This window comes from Hymenobacter jeongseonensis (genome assembly GCF_015694725.1).
Taxonomy (GTDB): domain Bacteria; phylum Bacteroidota; class Bacteroidia; order Cytophagales; family Hymenobacteraceae; genus Hymenobacter; species Hymenobacter jeongseonensis.
The window spans coordinates 169,859-189,936 of the sequence record NZ_JADQDQ010000007.1; the positions used below are offsets into that span (position 1 = coordinate 169,859).

Annotated in this window: 14 protein-coding genes; 5 read left to right on the plus strand and 9 right to left on the minus strand. The window is 61.3% G+C overall.

Annotated elements, in window-relative coordinates; all coding sequences use genetic code 11:
* Window positions 1-124: 124 nt before the first annotated feature.
* The 3 genes from I2I05_RS15060 to I2I05_RS15070 all read left to right on the plus strand — a co-directional run bounded on the left by I2I05_RS15060 (window position 125) and on the right by I2I05_RS15070 (window position 3,296).
* Window positions 125-1,009 (plus strand): class I SAM-dependent methyltransferase, encoded by an 885-nt coding sequence (locus I2I05_RS15060; protein WP_196283103.1) that lies wholly within the window; start codon window positions 125-127, stop codon window positions 1,007-1,009.
* 137 nt (window positions 1,010-1,146) lie between these two features.
* Entirely contained in the window at window positions 1,147-2,100 is a 954-nt protein-coding gene (locus tag I2I05_RS15065; RefSeq protein WP_196283104.1) for a Ppx/GppA phosphatase family protein, read from the plus strand.
* A gap of 131 nt (window positions 2,101-2,231) precedes the next feature.
* Window positions 2,232-3,296 carry an Ldh family oxidoreductase gene (locus I2I05_RS15070; RefSeq protein ID WP_196283105.1) on the plus strand — a complete coding sequence of 355 codons (1,065 nt, stop codon included), beginning with the start codon at window positions 2,232-2,234 and terminating at the stop codon, window positions 3,294-3,296.
* Window positions 3,297-3,602: 306 nt separating this feature from the next.
* Here the strand turns inward: I2I05_RS15070 and I2I05_RS15075 are convergent, their stop codons facing one another.
* Both I2I05_RS15075 and I2I05_RS15080 read right to left on the minus strand, forming a co-directional pair.
* Window positions 3,603-4,442 (minus strand): murein L,D-transpeptidase catalytic domain family protein, encoded by an 840-nt coding sequence (locus I2I05_RS15075; RefSeq protein WP_196283106.1) that lies wholly within the window; start codon window positions 4,440-4,442, stop codon window positions 3,603-3,605.
* A 244-nt stretch (window positions 4,443-4,686) separates the two neighbouring features.
* Complete coding sequence (locus tag I2I05_RS15080) at window positions 4,687-5,544, minus strand: murein L,D-transpeptidase catalytic domain family protein (protein WP_196283107.1); 858 nt, start codon at window positions 5,542-5,544, stop codon at window positions 4,687-4,689.
* A 352-nt stretch (window positions 5,545-5,896) separates the two neighbouring features.
* Between I2I05_RS15080 and I2I05_RS15085 the strand changes: the two genes are divergently transcribed.
* A complete protein-coding gene (locus I2I05_RS15085; RefSeq protein ID WP_196283108.1) occupies window positions 5,897-8,266 on the plus strand; it encodes an alpha-amylase family glycosyl hydrolase in 2,370 nt (789 codons plus the stop codon).
* A 115-nt stretch (window positions 8,267-8,381) separates the two neighbouring features.
* Here I2I05_RS15085 and I2I05_RS15090 read toward each other — a convergent pair whose 3' ends face one another.
* The 6 genes from I2I05_RS15090 to I2I05_RS15115 all read right to left on the minus strand — a co-directional run bounded on the left by I2I05_RS15090 (window position 8,382) and on the right by I2I05_RS15115 (window position 17,269).
* Entirely contained in the window at window positions 8,382-9,944 is a 1,563-nt protein-coding gene (locus I2I05_RS15090; protein ID WP_196283109.1) for a DUF4139 domain-containing protein, read from the minus strand.
* 134 nt (window positions 9,945-10,078) lie between these two features.
* Complete coding sequence (locus I2I05_RS15095) at window positions 10,079-12,415, minus strand: TonB-dependent receptor (protein ID WP_196283110.1); 2,337 nt, start codon at window positions 12,413-12,415, stop codon at window positions 10,079-10,081.
* A 140-nt stretch (window positions 12,416-12,555) separates the two neighbouring features.
* Entirely contained in the window at window positions 12,556-12,951 is a 396-nt protein-coding gene (locus I2I05_RS15100; protein ID WP_196283111.1) for a hypothetical protein, read from the minus strand.
* A gap of 33 nt (window positions 12,952-12,984) precedes the next feature.
* The gene (locus I2I05_RS15105; RefSeq protein ID WP_196283112.1) at window positions 12,985-13,680 is read right to left on the minus strand and encodes a HupE/UreJ family protein; all 696 of its coding nucleotides are present in this window, start codon (window positions 13,678-13,680) and stop codon (window positions 12,985-12,987) included.
* 1 nt (window position 13,681) lies between these two features.
* Complete coding sequence (locus I2I05_RS15110) at window positions 13,682-15,010, minus strand: tetratricopeptide repeat protein (protein WP_196283113.1); 1,329 nt, start codon at window positions 15,008-15,010, stop codon at window positions 13,682-13,684.
* A 111-nt stretch (window positions 15,011-15,121) separates the two neighbouring features.
* A complete protein-coding gene (locus tag I2I05_RS15115) occupies window positions 15,122-17,269 on the minus strand; it encodes a DUF4331 family protein (RefSeq protein WP_196283114.1) in 2,148 nt (715 codons plus the stop codon).
* A gap of 312 nt (window positions 17,270-17,581) precedes the next feature.
* On the opposite strand from I2I05_RS15115, the gene hscA reads away from it, so the two are divergent.
* Window positions 17,582-19,456: a Fe-S protein assembly chaperone HscA gene (gene hscA / locus I2I05_RS15120; protein WP_196283115.1), complete on the plus strand. Its 1,875-nt coding sequence runs from the start codon at window positions 17,582-17,584 to the stop codon at window positions 19,454-19,456.
* Window positions 19,457-19,507: 51 nt separating this feature from the next.
* On the opposite strand, the gene I2I05_RS15125 is transcribed toward hscA, so the two are convergent.
* A complete protein-coding gene (locus tag I2I05_RS15125; protein WP_196283116.1) occupies window positions 19,508-20,008 on the minus strand; it encodes a hypothetical protein in 501 nt (166 codons plus the stop codon).
* Between the last annotated feature and the right edge of the window lie 70 nt (window positions 20,009-20,078).

Sequence of the window (20,078 nt, forward strand, 5' to 3'; positions counted from 1 at the left end):
TAGGTAAATATAGTTTTTTGCTCGCAACGGCTTTTGCCAAAAGCGGCGGGCAGCGTCCTTACTCTATCGGCCCTCCCGTCCTGGTACGACCCTGCCAGGCCCGGCCCCTACCTTTGCGCGTTCTATGTACGACTTCCTCACCACCTCGCCCTGGCCCGACTACGAACTCATCGATTGCGGCAACTTCCAGAAGCTGGAACGCTTCGGTAAGTATATGCTGGCCCGGCCCGAGCCCCAAGCCATCTGGGACCCGCACCTGCCCCTGAAAGAATGGGAAAAGGCCGATGCCGCTTTTGCCCGCGCCCCCGGCAGCACTGAAAAAGGCCAGTGGCGCCTCAAGCCCGCCATGCCCGAGCAGTGGGTTATTGCATACGAGCGGCCCGATGGCCTCAAGCTGAAGTTTCGGCTGGGCCTGTCGTCGTTCAAGCACGTGGGCCTGTTTCCGGAGCAGGACCCCAACTGGCAGTTCATCTACAACCAGACGCGGCTGCGGCGGGCCAAATTGCCCCGCGTGCTCAACCTGTTTGCCTACACCGGCGCGGCCACGCTGGCTGCCCGCGCCGCCGGCGCCGATGTCACGCACCTCGATTCGGTGAAGCAAGTCAACTTCTGGGCCCGCGACAACATGGAAGCCAGCCAACTCGACGGCGTGCGCTGGCTCGTGGAAGACGCCATGAAGTACGTACGGCGCGAAGTGAAGCGCGGCAGCAAGTACCAAGGCCTCATCCTCGACCCGCCCGCCTACGGCCGCGGCCCCAACGGCGAGAAGTGGCAGCTAGAAGACGAGTTGAACGAAATGCTCAAGCTCAGCCAACAGCTGCTCGACCCCGAAGACCATTTTTTTGTGGTGAACTTGTACTCCCTGGGCTTCTCGGCGTTGATTCTGGACAACCTGACCACGGCCATTTTTCCGGGCCCGAAATCGGTGCGGGAATTGGGCGAAATTTATTTGCACGACGCGGGCCAACGCAAGTTGCCGCTGGGCACGTTCTGCCGGTTCGCTAACTAACATCTTCGTTTCTCATCCGGAGCGTAAGAAAAGACCTTATCCAGTTGAAACGACTCTCGTTCAGCCGTGATAAGGTCCTTCGACCTCGCTTGACTCGCGACATGCTCCGGATGACAGATATATTATATTGTAATTTCATGCACACTGCCCACGCCCACCGTCGCCTCGCACTCATTGATTTGGGCACTAACACCTTCCACCTGCTCATAGTGGAAATGCCGACCGTACCCGGTGAAAAGCCGCTGGTTTTGCTGCGCACCAAAGCCGGCGTGCGCCTGGGCGAAGGCGGCATCAGCAAGGGCGTCATCGCCCCCGAAGCCTATGCCCGTGCCCTGCACACCCTGGCCGGCTTCAAAGAAGAAATTGAGCTGCATGAAGTGACGGAAACCCGCGCCACGGCCACCAGCGCCATGCGCGTTACCCGCAACGGCCCGGACTTGGTGCGCGACATATTCGAGCAAACCGGCATCCAGGTCGACGTTATTCCCGGCGAGCGGGAGGCCGAGCTTATCTGCGCCGGCATTCGCCAGGCCGTGCCGCTGGGCCCGGAGCCGCATTTGCTCATGGACATTGGCGGGGGCTCCGTGGAATTCATCATTGCCGATGAAGGCACCATCTTCTGGAAGCAAAGCTTCGAAATAGGCGCCCAGCGCCTGCTGGACCAGTTTTTCCCTAATCCCGCTGGCATAATCCCCGCCGCCGCGGTAGCCGCCGAGCAAGACTACCTGAACGCCGTGCTGGCCCCGCTCGCGGCCGCCATCAAGCACTACAAACCTGTGAGCTTGGTTGGCGCCTCCGGCAGCTTCGACAGCCTAGCCGACATGCAGCTCGGTGAGCTACGCAGCGAAGCCCACCTGCCACCTTTCACCGAGCTATGCCTGGCCAGTTTTCAGGACAGCTACCGGCACCTGCTCAGTGGCAACCACGAGCAACGCGTGGCCTTGCCCGGCATCTTGCCCATGCGAGCCGACATGCTGGTGGTGGCCGCCGTGCTCATTGATTACGTGCTGGGCATCTCCGAAATCACCCGCATCCGCACCTCGGCTTACGCCTTGAAGGAAGGCCTGCTTGCCGAAATGCTGGTTAATTAATCAACCCGTCATGCAGAGCGGAGCGAAGCATCTCGCGTGCCGCCACTAATCCTGACGTTTAATTTTACTGCAACACGCGAGATGCTTCGCTCCGCTCTGCATGACGGGTGGGACGAACTAATAAATCCCCGATGACTTTCTCCTACAACCAGCTTTTCACCTTCACCGAAGCCGTTTTCCGCAGCATCGGCTGCCCCGAAGAAGATGCCACCCTCGCCACCGAAACCCTGCTTTCGGCCGACCTGCGTGGCATCGATTCGCACGGTGTGGCCCGCTTGGTGGGCTACGTGCGCCTCTGGGAAGCCGGTCGCATTAACCCCACGCCCCGCGTAGGCGTGACCTACGAAACCCCCAGCACCGCGGTGGTAGACGGAGACGGCGGCCTGGGCCTAGTGGTGGGCCCCAAAGCCATGCGCGTGGCCATCGAAAAAGCACAGCAAGTGGGTACGGGCTGGGTATCGGTAAAAAACTCCAACCATTTCGGCATTGCCGGCTACCACGCCATGCTGGCTTTGGCCCACGACATGATAGGCGTGGCCATGACCAATGCCTCGCCCCTGGTCGCGCCCACCTATTCGCTCGACCGCCTGCTCGGCACCAACCCCATTGCGGTAGCTGTGCCCGCCGGCGAGCAGCCCGATTTCGTAGCCGACCTCGCCACGACCACCGCCGCCAACGGCAAGCTCGAAATTGCCCAGCGCAAGCAACTGCCGGTGCCCGAAGGCTGGGTGCAGAACGCCGACGGCAGCGGCTCGACCGATGCGAACGCCGTGAAAAATGGGGGCGCCCTGCTACCCCTGGGCGGCGCCACCGGCTCGCACAAAGGCTACGCACTGGGCTCGGTGGTTGATATTTTTTCGGCGGTGCTCTCCGGCGCCAACTACGGCCCGTGGGTGCCCCCATTCGTGGCGTTCCTGCAGCCCCCTACTGACCCCGTAGGCCAGGGCCTGGGCCACTTTTTCGGCGCTATGCGCGTAGATGCTTTCCGGCCCGCCGACGAGTTCAAGGCCCACATGGATAACTGGATTACCACGTTCCGTAACGCGCACGCCATCGAGGGCAAAAAAGTCCTCATCCCCGGCGACCCCGAGCGCGAAATGGCCGCCGTGCGCCTGCTAGAAGGCATTCCGTTGCTGGATGCCGTGGTGAAGGATTTAGAGGGTGTCGGGCAGAAGTTTGGGGTAAAGCTGGGGTAGCCAGTTTATTTAAAGAAGCTTCTTTATCAATAAGCTTCACTCAAACGAATGTCATGCTGAGTGGAGTCGCAGCATCTGGCTCACGCCATATGTCATCCTGAGCATGTCGCGAATCAAGCGAGGTCGAAGAACCTTATCACGGCTGAACGAGAGTCGTTCTGCGGGGATAAGATGCTTCCTTCATCAGCATGACAGATGTCGCGAGTGGAAGCTTCGACAAGCTCAGCAGAAAATCTGGTTTTAACCAAAAGGAAAGGCCCTCCTGGAAATCCAGACGGGCCTTTCCTAATGCAACAAGTTTGTTTTCTAGCTTTGATTAGCGGCAGTAGAAGTCGACACCAGGGCGGCGATGGCGGCTTCTTGATTTAGATATTTCGAATCGTAACCGGCGTTTGACTTATTGATGAACAAGCAAGTGCCACCGTTTACGGCATCAATAATTTCATCCTTCAGGTCCATGGGCAAGGCGGGGCAGCCGAGGCTACGGCCCAAGCGGCCGTTCTGCTTGATGAAGTCTTCGCTGACATAATCTGCGCCGTGCATCACCACCGAACGGGCCGCCGCGTTGGTATTAAAGCCCTCATCGAGGCCTTCGAGGCGCAGGCTGCGGCCGTGCTTGCCCTGGTATTCTTTGCTGGTGGCATAGAACCCGAGACTGCTCATGTTGCTCTGGTCGGTGTTGGAGAAGTTGGTGGCTTCGTTCTCACCGGAGTTGTGGCCGTGGGCCACCAGCGTGTGGAATTTGGTTTGGTTGGTGGCCAAATCGAACACCCAAAGCCGCTTTTCGGTTGAGGGCAGGTCGAAGTCTACCACGGTCAGCAATTGCTTGTCGTCGGCTAGCTGGCCGGCTTCGCGCAGGTTGAGGTAGCCCGTCATGGCCTTGGCGAAGGTTTCAAACTTGAGGCCCTGCTGCTCGGCACCCAGCGCGTCGTAAGTAGCGCGCAGTTTCATATCGAAAACAGCGGTGGGCGAAGTGGCCACGTTGGGCATACGCACCTCGTTACCAGTCCCACCGGCCATGGATTTGGTCACGGGCGTTGCCAGCGGGGTAGCCAGGAACAATGACGCCAGAAAGGGCAGTACGCGACGGGCCACGCGAGCCCGCATCATCTTGCGTTTGCGCTGAATTACGCTGGTCTGGTGCATATTTTCTTGGAATTAGCAGGTGAAGCAAGTAGAACCACTGGTCCTGCATGCAGCTGTTGATTTGCAACCTTATACGTAGTTCGCAGTCCGGCGGCTGGTTTATAAACGGTTAGTTGGCCCAAATGATTCCTTCAGCGGGTTTTGGAACGGTAGCGCGAGGCTTGCGCTTCGCGTGTCGTTGAAGAATCCACTACTTCAATAAACAGCTGTTTTACAAAGTAATATAACGCAAAAATGGCCATTACTACTCCCAGCCCCGGGCCAGAAAGCGCTTGCCGGCGGCCCGGCCATCGAGCCAGCGCGAGGCCAGTCCCGGCCCGCTAATCAGCAGCATGCTGCCCACCCGCACCGAGGCGATAATTTCCTTGAACTGCTCGGGCGGCAGCGCAGGGCAGCCGCGGCTGTAGCCCAGGCGCCCGTGCTGCTGAATGTACTTCGGACTGGCGTAGTCGGCGGCATGCAGCACCACATAGCGGTCGAAGGCGTTGGCATTTTGGCCCTTGTCGAGGCCTTCAATGCGGCGCGAATAGCCGTGAATGCCCTCGTACGTGCCGGCCGTGCGGTAGAAGCCCAGCGAGGTGCAGGCCGATTTTTCCAGGTTGGAAAACCGGGTGGCCCGCAGCTTGCCCGAGCCCTCGCCATGGGCTACTAAGCTGTGGTGCAGCACGCGGCCGTTGCGCAGGTCCAGTACCCAGAGGCGCGGGGTAGTGTTGGGCAGGTCCATATCGGCCACGGCCAGCAAGCCGGCGCGCTCGATGCGGCCGGTGGGGTGCAGGGTGAGGTAGCCTACGCAGGCTTGCTCGAGTACTTCGGGGCGAAGGTCGGCGGCCTCGGGCCCCAGGGCGGCGTGCAACTGCTGGATAGCTTGACGCAGGGTATCGGGCACCTCGGCCAGCAAAGGAATAGGCGTCAGGGCCAGCGAGTCGGGGATGGTGGCGGGTGCGGGGGGCGAGGCCAGGGCCGCCCGGTGGGTCGTAACCGGTAGTTTGGTTGAGACACCGCCAAGCTCATCGGCCCGAAGCTGACAGCCCGCGGCGAAAGCTGCCAGCGCAATCAATAACCCGCGACGTCCCCAAACTTTCGCGGCAGTAGAATTCCTCATCCTTTTCAGCTTAAGATTTCCTGAAAGTACTCCGGGCGCACGCATCAGACCAATATTTCTCGTGCCAGCCTTGCGGATGCGAGGTAATTAAAGAGTTGCTGCCCCTATCTGGCTATTCCAGTTGGCTGTTGCCCGTTGCCTGTAGCGGGCGACGTATGCACCAGCTTTGAATATTACTAAAGCCCAAAACACAGCAGGCAGTGCCGGGCATCAAAAGATTCTGGCATTCATAGAGTAGAATGCTGCTAAATCGCTACCTTACTGAGCCAAATGGCCGTTTCAGCTTTTGCTTATTCGGCAATAAAATCGGTACACATTCTTCTTCTTTTTTTCATAAACCCAATTCCCACACATGAAGCATTTTACAAAATTTTCTTTTAAACGTCCGCTCCTGCTGCTGGCTCTGCTCTTGGGCATGGGCAACCAAGCGGTGCGCGCTCAACAGGTGGTGCTGCAAGGCTTCTGGTGGGACTACTGGAACAGCAATTACCCCAACGGCTGGGCGAACTACATCGCCGACCTGGCCCCGCGCCTGAAGGCCATGGGCATTGATGCCGTGTGGATGCCGCCCACCGTGAAAAGCCCCAACCAAGGCAACGGCTACTCGCCCTTCGACAACTACGACCTGGGCGACAAGTACCAGAAAGGCTTTTTGGCCACCCGCGTGGGCAACAAGGACGAATTGCTGCGCGGCGTGGCCATTCTGCACGCCAACGGCATCGACGTGGTGCAGGACATTGTGCTGAACCACAACGACGGCGCCGGCTCGGCTAGCGGCGGCGGCGGGCAAGACCCGGGCGCCTGGGAAGACTACACCACCAGCAAGTACAAGAACTTCCGCTACGTGAGCTACGCCACGCCGGCCGTGGACGAAAGCGCCGCCAACTATTTGGCCCGCAACGGCCGCTTCTCCAAAAACTGGCAGAACTTCAACCCCAACCCCGGCAACAATTCCACCAGCGGCGACTGGAACCAGGTGCTGTTCGGGCCCGACATCAGCTACTACAACGGCTCCTACGGCCAAAGCTCCAACGCCACCTTCAACCCCGTGCAAAGCGCCGACTACATGCGCAACAAGCAGCGCGAATGGCTGATTTGGTACAAGAAGCAAGTTGGCTTCGACGGCGTGCGCCTCGATGCAGTGAAGCACTTCCCGGACTTCGCCATGGAAGACTTCCTCTACAACCTGCAGAGCAACGCCGGCTGGGCCAACGGCAGCCCCACCATGTACGCCGTGGGCGAATGGGTGGGCTCCTCGAGCCAGATGGACGGCTGGGTGGCCAACGTGCAAAGCCGCGCCGGCACCTTCGACTTCTCGCTGCGCAACGGCCTCTACAGCATCGTGAGCGGCGGCGGCAACTTCGACATTGGCTCGCTGCCGGGCTTCCAGCAGGGCACCCGCGTGGTCCTCACCAACGGGACCTACGTGCACCGCACCGTGCCGTTTGTGAACAACCACGACACTTTCCGGCCCCAGGTGGGCAGCACTGGCAACTACACCGGCTGGAACACCGGCTCGGAGTTGGCCCCCCACATCGACCCGTTTGACCCCCGCCTGTCGGCGGCTTACGCCGCCGCGCTGGCCTTCGATGGCTCGCCCCAGATTTTCTTCGAGGACTTGTTCAACATCGGTAACACCGGCAAACGCTACTCGCACAGCCCCAAAAGCACCACGGATTTGCCGGTTCGCTCCGACATCGAAAACCTGATTTGGTGCCACCAAAACCTGAAGTTCAAGCAAGGCGCCTACAAGGTGCGCTGGCAGGCCGCCGACCACCTCGTGATTGAGCGCAGCACCAAGGCCATCATCGGCATCAACGACAACTTCAGCACCTGGCAGAACTCCACCGTGAGCTGCGACTTCGCGCCCGGCACCGTGCTCAAGGACTACTCCGGCGCCAACGGCACCGCCACCGTCACGGTGAGCGGCTCGCAGACGGTGGCCATCAACACCCCACCCTGCAACGGCACGGCCGCCGGCGGCCGCCGCGGGTACTCGGTGTGGGCACCCACCAACGCCGCCACCGGCTACGTGAAAACGGCCCGCACCACCACCCAGGAATGGGAGTTGGCCGATGACCTCGGCGACAAGGACAGCCGCTCGCTGGGCCAGGGCGGGCAGTTGCCCGCCTCTTCCACGGCCATTCGCAAGGCAGGCCGCATCTACGTGGCGTCGGGCAAAGTCATTTCCTACGTTCTCTACCCCACCGATGCCACCCGCAGCCTCACCGTGTCGGTGACGAACAGCGCCGGCACCGTTGTGAGCACCCTCACCGGCACCGGCAACCTCACGGGTTCCTACACCACCCCGGCCGAGGGCTGGTACACGTTGCGCGCTAATAACGCCTCCACGGCCAACCCTGCCCAGCGTTGCTTTATCAAAGCCACCTACATGCCGCCCGCGGTGGTAACCGGGGCCATGACCGGCCGCCGCGACAACGACACGCCCGCTGCCATCCCAGCCGCGCTGAGCACCGATTTGAGCGTGTACCCCAACCCCACCACCGCCGACCGCATCGACGTGGTGCTGCAATCCAAGCTCCAGCAAAACGCCACCATCCGCCTGCACGACCTCACCGGCCGCCTGGTGCACGAAGAAACCGTGCGCCTCTACCCCGGCTCGAACGAAGTGCGCCTGGGCGTGAAGCGGGCACTGGCTTCGGGGATGTACCAGCTGTCGGTGCCGGAGTTTAAGCTCAGCCGCAAGCTGGCCCTGCGCTAACCCTTCAGCCCAGCCGAACTGGCCCGTTGCCAGCCGGCTTTAGCACAAAAAAGCCTCTCCGAATAGCTCGGAGAGGCTTTTTTGTGTTTGTTGATTCAGTAGCTGCCGGGGCTTACTAGCGGAATTTGGGGCTGGAAATCCGGACTTGGTGGTTGATGATTTCTACTTTCTTATCCTTTGGGTAATCAACTTGGAAGCTAAACCGGAGCCGCTGATTCGCGCCCGAAGGCAAGGTCAGCAACCACGTTAGCTTGCCAGAACGCGCGTCGAGCTGGGCGCCGCTGGTTTCGAGCACTTTCACGCTGATTTCCTTCTCCTCCGATACCGGCACTTGGTCGAGGAGGCGGAGACGTACGGTTTCGGGATGGCGGTTGCGCACGTTGAGCTCATACGTGAGGCGCACGCGGCGCTTGTCGCTCAGGGGCACGTTGCCGCTGAAGTCTTCCAGTTTGGCGCGGCCCACCACCAGCTGCTCGTCGTGGCCCAGGGCCACTTCCAACGAGTCGTTAAACGCCCGGTCGTTCAGCTCCGTGTTGCCCACGTACATGCCTTGGTGGAATATCTTGGCGTCGTCGGGCAGCTGCAGCCCTTCCCAGCCCGATACTTTGGATTGCAGAAACACGTGCTCTGATACCCGCGGCACGGCCAGGTACTCGGGCCGGCCCACCAGCTTCACTGCAGGCAGCGTGAGTTCGCGCCGGGCGCCAGTGGCCAGCGTTACCAGTTCCGGCACCTCGTAGCGCGTGCCTTGCGACACTTCTATCGGGCGGCCCTTGGCCGTGCCCTTCACCACAAACTCGTCGATGCGGCCCTCGCCGATGTGGTCGCCGCCGTCGAAATCCAGTTCCCAAGGTGCTAGCTCAGGTCGCGAGATATCGTCGCCCTGCGCATGGCGCATCAGCACGAGGCGCACCTGCTGCCACAGCAGCCCTGTACCGTTGCGCAGCAGCCCGTGCGTCACGAACTCCACTTCCCGGCCTGTGGCGTTGGCCCGAATATCGAGCCGTGGAAGCCACAGTATCCGGGTGCGGACAAAGTACCGCATGGCCAGTGGCACTGTCACGGCGCGTGGGGCGCGCACCAGTAGCACCTGCCAGCTGCCCAAGTTGGTTTCGGTGGCGCGCGGGCGCAGCTCTTTGGACTGGGCGTTCAGTACCTCCTGCCGGGCTTTGAGCCGCTCTGTTTCGCGCTGAATGGCCGGCAGGCGGGTGCGCATTAGGCTGCTGCCCTTCTGCACCTCGGCGCTCCAGTTGGCCTGGGTGCCCGAGGGCAGGGTTTGGTTGGCCAGCAAGAAAGCCTTTTCCTGTTGCAACCCCTGCAACTCGCCTTCGATGATGCTCAGCTCGGCTTCGGCCCGCGTCAGGCTGTCGGCGGCAGTTTGGTTGAGCAGCTTGGGGACTGGGGCTTCGTCATCGTCGTCGCTCACGGAAAGCAGTTCGGCGGCCTCGCCCAAGCGCACCTCCAGCGTCTGGGCGTCGATGCGAGGCGACAGGTTGCCCACTACCAAACGGTTCAGGCCAGCGGCCAGGGTTACCTGGCCCTGGTGTTCCAAAGCCGAACCGTTGAGGTAAACCGTGACGTTGGTGAGGCGGGGCTTGATGGTTTGCGCGGGCGTTTGGGCCGCGCTGCCCAAGGCCAAAAGCAGGCCCGGTAGAAGCAGCAGTAAGTGTTTGGACATAAGTTGGGCCAAAGGCAAGAGGCATTGGCAGGGCGAAGTTGCACAACTTTATGCCCCAGAGGCCCGGGCCTGTCTTATTCGCTCATCCATTGCGGACGCAGAGCTGCTGGCGTCACTTCTCTTAAAGCGGCTTTTTAGAAAAACACGCTCGCATTCACCTTTATAAAAAACGGCGTGCCGGGCGTGAAATGCAGTTGCTCCACCACGGGCGTAGTTTGGCCGCGCAGGCGGCTGGGGTTGGCAAACTGGGCCTCGTTCCAGGCCACGTTGAATAGATTTTCGGCGGTGGCCCCGAGCTGGAAGCGCGAGCGAGTATAGCTCAGCACACCGTCGAGCAGGAAATAGCCGCGGGCTTGAATGGAGTTGTCCTCGTTGGCCGGGCGGCGGTCGAGGTGGCGGTAGCGCAGGCTGGCGCCGAAACCCTGCGGGCTTTTGAGGGTGAGGCCGCCCACGCTGGTGAAGCGCGGCGCCAGCGGAATGTAGTTCTGGCCCTCGGCCACGCCCACCAGGCGGCCGTGGTTGTAGTTCAGGTCCACGTCGGCAAACAGGGCGCGGGTGAGTTGGTAGCGCACCGAGAAGTCGGCGCCGTAGCGGCGGGTGCGGCCGGCGCTTTCCACAATGGCTTCGTCGCCCACGTACATCAGCTCGTCTTCCAGGTGCAGGGCCCAGAATGCGGCATTCACCACCACGCCCGGCAGGGGCTTGAAGGTGCTGCCCGCCTCGTAGCCCAAGGCACGGGGCAGCACATTATCGTTCCGGGTGCCGCGCACCACGCCGCGCGCATCGTTGGAATGAAACCCGTAGCCGGAGCGCGCAAACAGCTGCACCGTCGGGGTCAGCTCATAGTACACATTCAGCTTGGGCGACACGCGGGCGCGGGTTTTGCGGCCGTTCAACGGCTCTGGATTCCCGTTGTCGTTGGTGATGATGCCTTGAAAATCGAACGTAAACACGTCGGCCCGCACGGCGGCATTTAGCGTCAGGCGGTCGGTCAGGGCCAGGGTTTCGTCGAGGTAGGCGTTTAGGTTTTGCTCAAATACCCGGCCCGCCGTAATGGTATCGGAGATGGTGCGGCGCACAGCGCGGCGCAGGGTTACGTCGGCGGCGTCGATGCGGGTGCCGAGACCGAAGGTGGTGTGCAGGCTGCGGGCGCCCAGTTGGTCGTCGCGGTCGTAGGTACCGGTGTAGCCGTAGATGTTGCGGGCGTCGGTCTGGTTGATTTCGTCGCCGTTTTCCTCGTCATTCAGGAAGAAGGTAAAGTTGGAAAATAGGTTGAAGTTGTAGCGGGAATAATAGAGCTGCTGCCGAATCACGGCGTCGCCGGGCAGGCCGGTGGTGAGCACCACCGAGGCATTGGTGCGGTTGGTGTGGCCGCCTTCGCTGGGGTCGAGGCTGCCAAAACGGGAGATGATGCCGTCGCGCACGGCGCTTTCGGGAATCTGGCCGCTGGCATCCCAACTCGACGTAAAGTGCGAGCCTAGTAGCGTGAGGGCTGTGCGGTCCGAAAGCTGGCCGGTGTACTTGGCCAGCCCGTTGAAGCGCCGAAAATCCTGCGGCTGGTCAAAGTAGGCGTTGGTAAAGCTATACTCGGCGGCCACGTAGGCGCTTTCGGGCTTTTTGGAGAAAAGGTGGCGGTTGTTGTTGCCCAAAAGGTCCAGCATCACCAGCGCCCGGCGGGTGTCGAAGCGGCCGACTTCCAGCTTTACTTGGCTGGCATCGAGGCGGGTTTTGGTGCTGAACTCGCCCGCGCCGGCCGTGGCAAAATCTCCGAACCGCGCCGTGTACGGCCCTTTGTATACCTTCAACTGCTCCACCGTTTCGGGTATCACGAAGTGAAAATCGGCGTAGCCCTGGCCGTGGGCGTGGCTCACCATGTTCACCGGCAGGCCGTCTACGCTCACCGCGAAGTCGGTGCCGTGGTCCACGTCGAACCCGCGCAGGAAAATCTGCTCGGCCTTGCCGCCGCCCGCGTGCTGGGCAATGAACAGGCCCGGCACCAGCCGCAGCAGGTCTTGGGCCGAGTTCACGGGCCGTAGCACCTTGTCGATTTGGTTGATGGCGGCCAGGCTTTGGTTGGGGTCGCGGGGCTGGCTCACGGTCACTTCGGCCAGGCTCAGGGCCGCAGGCGCAATGCGGAACGTGCGCGTAAGCGTTTCGCCGGCCGCCACCGTCACCGGCTGCGCCGCGTTGCGGTAGCCCAGCGCCCCCACGCGCAGGGTGTACGTACCGGCCGCGACTCCGGCAAACCGAAAGCGGCCCAGGGCGTCGGTGGCAGTGCCGCCGGGCTGGCCTTCGAGGCCTACGCTAACGCCCGCCAATGGCTGGCCCGAGAGCGAATCGGCCACGGTGCCCCGCAGAATGGCAGTGGGTTGAGCAAAAGCCACTGGCCTGCCCAGGGTAGTGAGCAGCAGGCCCATAAGTGCCCCCACCCGCCGGAAGCGGGTTGTTATCAAAAAATAAAGAGAGTGCATAAAGCCGGAGAAATGATGGAACGCAAGCCGAAAGCTTGTGCGGCATCAGATAGAAAATAAGATGAGCAGGCGCTGCTGCAGGAGCGCGCCTCGTGAATGCGCCCAGGTTCGCCTAGAACTTGGCACATTCGAAACCCAGCTTATCCCCGGCGGGGTGGTGGATAATCACGGCTGCCAAATCCGGCCGCCATCGCGGCAGCGGCCGCCGCAGGTTGTGGCTTGCCCAAGGGCCGAATTACCAGCCGCGGGCTCAGCAGGGCAAACGCGGCGGGGCAATGCACGTCCAAACCCTTCAACTGGGCCAGGAAATGCAGCCCGGCGCCGGTGGGCAGTTTGGCCTTGGACGCCTGCTGCCGGCCGTTGCACTGCTCAAAACAGTCCAGCCGCAGGTAGTTCTGCTGCTGGCAGTGCTGGCTGTGCTCGTAGGGGTGGGCAGCCGAAAAAGTGGGCGCCGCCGCTCGCGCTACCCCAAGCCCCGCCCCTACCACCAGCAGGTAGTTGGCCAAGAGCAAGAAAGCGAGCAGAGTGCGCAGCATCGAAGCGTAAAAAGTAATTAGTTAAACAACTGTTTAAGTAAAAAACACCCGCTCCACTGTCCAGTAAGCGGCCACTAAGCCAATGGCCACGGAAACGGGAATGACGACCCGCTGCTTGTACCAAGCTTTATCGGCGGCCCACCGCCCCACCAGCCCCCAGGCCAGCAGTATCACGGCCACTTGGCCCAGTTCCACGCCCACATTGAAGGAAATCAGCGAGCCGAAGTAGTCCTTTTCCGGCAGTCCCAGCCCCGTGAGGGCACTGGCGAACCCCATGCCGTGTACCAACCCGAAACCGAACACAATGGCCACTCGCCACGGATTGAGCTTGTTGGTAATAATATTCTCGATGGCCACAAACAGAATGGACAGCGCAATAATTGGCTCAATAACTTCCGAAGGGGGCGAAATCAGCCCGTACATGGCCAGCCCCAGCGTGATGGAATGGGCCACCGTGAAAGCCGTGGCTTGCAGCAGCACCGGCTTCAGGCGCGGCTCCAGAATATAGAGGCTGATGATGAACAGAATGTGGTCGAACCCCAGCGGAATGATGTGCGTGAACCCCAGCTTCAGGTAAGTCCCAAAAATTTCGGTGCGCGAGAGCTTGCTCAGGTCGGTATTGAGGACGTGGGCGGCGGCGGGCAGGGCCAGCAACACCAGCAGCGGCACGGCCGCTAGGCTGCGCCAAGCGGCTTTTTTCACCCAAGCTGGTCGGCCGGCAGTAGTCATGTTAGCGGGCGGCCAGCAGTTTTTTGCCTTCCGCTTCCAATTCCGGATTGAGGTAGGGCGCGGTTTTCAGTGCGCTTTCAATCAGGCGCTGGCCTTCGGCCGTTTTGCCTACTTTGGTCAGGAGCAGGCCCGCCCGGCACAGCAGCGCGGGATTTTTGGAACCGGTGCGGCGGGCCACCTGCATGTATTTCTGGGCCTCGGCGTAGTCGCCGCGCTTGTAGAGCACCCAGGCCACGGTTTCGTTCACGTCGATGTTATCGGGGCGGCGGTCATATTCAATTTTGGCGTGCTCCAAGGCCTTGTCCAGCTCATTGGTTTTGAGGTAGGCATAGGCTAGCTCCCGGTCCACGTAATGGCCGAGCTGCTCGTTGTCGTCGGCTTCCTGGGCCGCGCCCGCCAGCATTTCAATGGATTCTTTGGCCATTTTCTGGGCTTCTGCGGGCTGCCCGTTGAGGCGGTACAAGTCTGTCAGCTCATCGGAAAAGGCATAGTCCTTCACCATGGCGCGGGCCTGCTGGTGAAGCTTGATGGCTGTGGCGTAGTCCTTTTGGGCGGCGGCCAGGCGGCCCAGGCCCGCTAATGCGTAGGCGTAGCCGGGGCGAGCCGCCAGTGCCATCCGAAACGTGTTGCGGGCGCGGGCGGTGTCACCGCTCACTTCGTAAAGGTGCCCGAGAGCCACGCGGGTCCATTCGGTTTGCTCCAGGCCGATGTAGCCCGCTTTCACGGCGTAGCTCATGGCCTCAATGGCGCCCGGCACGTCGCCGTAAATTTCACGCAGGTAGCTCACGCGGGCATAGGCCGGCAGGTCGGGGCGCAGGGTATTCATCTTGTCAGCCATTTTCACGGCTTCCTCGTAGTGGCCCATCTCCACGTTGGCGTCGGTCAGCAATCCGTATACGAAACCACTGTTGGGATTCAGCTGCTGGGCTTGCTGGGCCAGGCCGAGGCCTTGGGCAAAGTGATGCTGCGTGAGGCTGAGCGAGGCTTTGCAGCACAAAGCCTCAAAGTTGTCGGGCTCGGCTTTTAGCACCACATCCAGCAGCTGCACGGCGGCGCCGTCATAATACGGGTGGTCGCCGGTCACGCGGGCTTCCTGCATGTAGGCTTGCGCCAGCAACAAGCGGCTTTTCTGGTCGTCGGGATTGGTGCGCAGCTTGGCCAGCAAGCCCTGAATGGCAGCCTTGGTATTCAACCATTCTTTGCCCACCGAAAGGTCGGCGTGACGCTCTTTGAGTTCGGGCGTCCGGACCGCTGGTTTTTTGAAGATAAATATGGCCGCTGCCAAACAGCAGAACACCACAATTAAGCTGGGGTAAAGGTATTTTTTCAAAGCATCGGGAAGTAAATAGCCGTGGAAAACCAGCCGTTAAAACTACCAAAAAAGAGCCGCCGACAGCCCAACCTGGACCTACGACGGCTCTCGTTTGCTAGCTACGGAAGCTTATTGGCGCTGCAGGCGCACCGATTGCACCACCGTTTTGCCGTTGTAGAGCGTGGCGATGTACTGGCCGGGGGCCACGTCGCGGCCCGGCTGCCAGCTTACTTCGTTGGCCCCTTTGGCAAAAGCCTTATCCTTGGTGATGGTGGCCACCTTGCGGCCCGTCAGGTCGCTGACGACGATGCTCATGTTGGCTTTGGCAGGCAACTCAAAGCGCAACGTAGTGCGGTCGAGGAAAGGGTTCGGGTAGGCTTGCGCCACGGTCAGGTTGGGCGAGAAGCCGAGGCCGCTGCGTTGTGAGAGAGCGGTGCGCTGGGCGGTGGTACCGCTCCAAGGCGTCTGAGCGTAGGGGAAGGCGGCCCGGAACGTGGTGTCGTTGGCCGTGATGCCGGCGTTGAAACCAAGCACGTTGCCCAGTTGCGCCGTCACGGGGTTCGTGGCGGTAGCGGTGTAGTCGTCGTACCACAGGCCGATGGCAGCCAATACTACCCCACCCACAGCTTGCAGCTCGATGCGAACTACGTCGTCCTCCAAGCGGCGGCCGTTCGGGAAGCCGTCCATGTTCGGGATGTTCTGGATGGTAGTGGTGGTGTTATAGCGCGCATCGGTCAGGCCCAGCACGGCGGCGGCCAAGAGGCCTTCCGAGCTGAAGTCGGCCGAGTTGCGGGGCGTGGGGGGCACGGCCATGTTCAGGCGGAGTACGTCGCCACCGGGATTGGTGGCACTTCCGCCCACCAGCAGGAAGTTGTTGATGAATGGCTTGCCGGCGGCTAGGGGGTTGCCGTTTTTGCCGGTAGCCAGTTGGTAAGGGGCCAGGTTGGGCACGCCGGTGTGGAAGATGGGCAGGATGTCCACCGAGCGGGGCTTGTTGGCACGCAGCAGGTATGGGCCATACGCATTGGCGGCCAGCGCCGTGCCGTTGAGGGCCGCGTTACCGGCTAGGCCACTCAAGCCGTCGGCGCCGTTGCGGAAGTCGAAGCCAGCAGCAGGCAAACCGGGGCGGCCAGCCAGCGACTTGGTTTGAATGCGCAAAGGGCCAAGGCCGGGCACGGCCTCGCCGTAGTAGGTTTGGCCAGCGGGCTTGGGCGCCGCAGGGGCCACGGGAACGTTGTCGGCCATGTACAGGCCCAGTTCGGGGTTCGAGAGGTAGTCGTCGGTGTCGGCGTCTTCGGCGTAAGGCGTGCGGGCATTCCAGCCATCCTTTTCGCCAATTGGCTCAATTACTTCGTTGGTCAACGGCATGCCGATACGCGACACTTGCACAAAAGCACCGGTGTGGGTCTGGGTACCGTTCACGTTCAGGGTACGCAGGGTGGGGCGGCTGGCCGAAGCCCACACGCCAATGATGTAGTTGCTGTCCAAAATGTTGGTGGTAGCCGTCAGGGCCGGAGCGCTGGCTTTCTTCAGCACCGACACCGGAATTTGCATGGCAATGGCGTGGGTGTTTTTGCGGGCCAAGCCGTCGCGAGCAGCGCCGGGGGCACGAATGCCGCCCAGGTCAAAGATGCCGCCCAGGTCCGCGAAAAACGGGTCATCGGTCGGGCCGCAGAATATTTTGGTGCCATCAGACAGCTCCTCGATGGCACTCGTCATCAGCGCGTTGTAGCTGGTGCTCAAGCCAGCCGCACTTGTGATGGAGCGCGGACCGACATTAGGCGGGGGCACCGCGCCATCGGTCACGATGGTGGTGAAGGCGCCACCGCCTACGCTCTTCTGGCAGGTATACGTGGTTTTGAGGTTTTCCTGCCCCAGGCGGATGTTGAAAAACGTGGTGGGGTCCTCGTTGGTCCGGTCGAACACGAAGCGGTAGGTGATGTCGTCGCCCGTAGTAGTTGGGTCGTTTTTCACGTGGATTTCGTAGCGCACGTTCTCACCAAACGTATTGTAGTTGGGGCCGCCCTGGGGCAGTTCCAACGGAATGTAGTTGGCGATAATGGTGACGCTGGCGTTGCCGTTGTTAGCCGCCGATTCCGGGCTGCGGAACGCATACAAGTCGGTGTTATCGGCCAAGGGGTCATCGGCGATAAGCGGGGCTTCGCGGTGGCTCGAAGCCTCCAAGGCATTGTGCTGACCACTCCAGGCCAATATCCCTCCCACGGAAGTTGCGAGCAGAGCAACGTGGAAAAGGGGACGAGTAAGCAAGTTTTTCATAAACTGAAAAGGGCTTGAGATGAAAGGAAATAGGAAACGAAGAAAACCGGTCATCCTGGGCATAACTCGCCGAAATCAGGTCGCTGTATCCAGCATATCCCGGTATTCTATATCCTACGAGAGCCGTTGCCCATCCGGTTTTAAACGCTTGAATATTCTTTTAATAAGATTATGGCATGGGCGTAGCCCGACAATGACGCGTGTGCGTTGTTTCAATGCCGGGGTGGTTTACCCGCTACTTTTGCAGCGCGAGGCCGGCCGTTTTTCTTATCATTCCCTGAGCTGTTTTTCGAGCAGCACCGACTATACCCTATGGCTACTGTAGCTATCAATCTTGCCACTGGCACCTTTCAGCAGGAAGAAATCATCGTTGGCATTGACCTGGGCACCACCAACAGCTTGGTGGCCTACGTGCACCCCGACAGCCGCCAGCCCGTGGCCATCAACGACCAGGGGCGCGGCAGCATCGTGCCCTCGGTGGTGCACTTCCCGGCCGACGGCGCCGAACCCGTGGTGGGCACCGAAGCCCGCGAATTCCTGCTCACCGACCCGCAGCGCACCATTTATTCGGTGAAGCGCCTGCTGGGCAAAAGCTACCGCGACCTAGGCAACCACGCCGACCAGCTCGGCTACAAAGTCATCGACGACAACTCCGAAAGCCTGGTCAAAATCCGGGTTGAGGACCGGTTCTACTCTCCCATCGAGCTGTCGGCGGATATTCTGAAGGAGCTGCGTGCCCGTGCCGAGCACGCCCTCAAAACCCCCGTGAACCGCGCCGTTATCACCGTGCCGGCTTACTTCAACGATTCCCAGCGCCAAGCCACCCGCGACGCCGGCCGCCTCGCCGGCCTCGAAGTGCTGCGGATTGTGAACGAGCCCACGGCCGCCGCGCTGGCCTACGGCATCGGCCTGGACCCCAGCGACGAGAAAACCGTGGCCGTGTACGACCTCGGCGGCGGCACGTTCGACATCAGCATTCTGCGTATTCAGCAGGGCATTTTTGAGGTCCTGAGCACCAACGGCGATACCTACCTCGGCGGCGACGACTTTGACCGCGTGGTGGCTGAGTACTGGACCAGCGCGTTCCAGCTGCCCGCCGCTTTTCGCTCCAACCCGCATCTGCAGCAGCAGTTGCGCCTGGCCGCCGAAATGGCCAAGAAATACCTCAGCCAGCACGACGATTTCACTACCCACCTCACCGACGAGGCCGGCCAGAACATCGCCGTCATGCTCACCCGCGCGCAGTTCAACGACCTGATTCGCCCGTTGGTGGACCGCACCATTGCCGCCTGTCGGCAGGCGCTGCAGGATTCAACGCTTGCGGCCACCGACCTCGACGCCGTGCTGCTGGTAGGCGGCTCGACGCGCGTGCCGCTGGTGTACGACGCGGTTTCGGCGTTTTTCGGCCAGCCGGCCAACAATTCCCTCAACCCCGACGAAGTGGTGGCCTTGGGCGCCGCTATTCAGGCCGACATTCTGGCGGGCAACCGGCGCGATGTGCTGCTGCTCGACGTGACGCCCCTCACGCTGGGCATCGAAACCCTGGGCGGCTTGCTGGACCCCATCATCCCGCGCAATTCCAAGATTCCGACCAAAGCTGGCCGCCAGTACACCACCAGCATCGACGGCCAGGTAAACCTGAAAATTGCCGTGTACCAAGGCGAGCGCGACTTGGTAAGCCAGAACCGCAAGCTGGGCGAATTCGTGCTGACGGGCATTCCGGCCATGCCCGCCGGCCTGCCCAAGGTCGACGTCAACTTTCTGCTGAATGCTGACGGCATTTTGCAGGTGGAGGCCATTGAACTGCGTTCCAACACCCGGCAGCAAGTCGAAATCAAGCCGCAGTACGGCCTGACCGACGAACAGGTGGAGCAAATGCTCATGGATTCGCTGGTGAATGCCAAGGAAGACGTGGCCGCCCGCTTGCTCATCGAAGCCCGCACGGCAGCCGAACAGCTACTTTATCAGGTTGGTAATTTCACGAAGAAGAACCGCCAGCACCTGACCGAGGAAGAGCTGACCGCCACCGAGGCGCAGGTTGGAAAAGTACGCAGCGCCCTCGCTGGCCCTGAGCGTGACCCCATTCTCAAAGCCATGGATGAACTGGACGAGCTGACCCGGCCTTATGCCGAGCGGGTGATGAACATCTCCATTCAGCAAGCCATGGCGGGTAAAAAAATCGGCTAACTTCAATGCGCGCTTAGGTAATTACCCCCGCGGGCCGAGCGTTGCTCCGCCTCAGCGGCGCTGTCCGCTCGTTTTGGCAGGAGTAGGCGGCGGCCGCAACACCGGGCGCAACCCAAACCCTAAAACGGCCCGGGCTGCCGTATCCCGAAAAACCACTTCCAAAACGGCTGGTGGTGGTTTGGCTGCTGAGTCGCTGGCGAACGCAAAAGCATAAAACAGCCTCGATGAACCGCCGTCACCGAGGCGGACGCCCAGTTTGTAGAGCTCTATTCCCTGCCCGCGCCGCTGCCCGCTCTTCCACAAGGGGCGGGCAGCGGCCATAAAGCGCTGCAGGGTGATGCCCCGGCGCACTTCGGGCGCCAGCCGACTGTAGGCCGTTGCGTAATCGGCGCGGAGCACCGCGCGCAAAAACTGATATGCAGCTTGGCCCTGACTGAGGCGCGCAGCCGAACGAGATTGGGCGAGCAAGGGCTTCCCTCCTATTCCCGTAGCAACTACAGCCAAGTGCAGCGCAAAAGCCAGCGCCAGCCGACGAGTAAAGGGTAGCTGCATGAACAAAAATAAGCGGAGGCAACTGCCCCGGCTGCCTGCCAGCCCAGTCACCCCGCTCCAATCTGTTCCG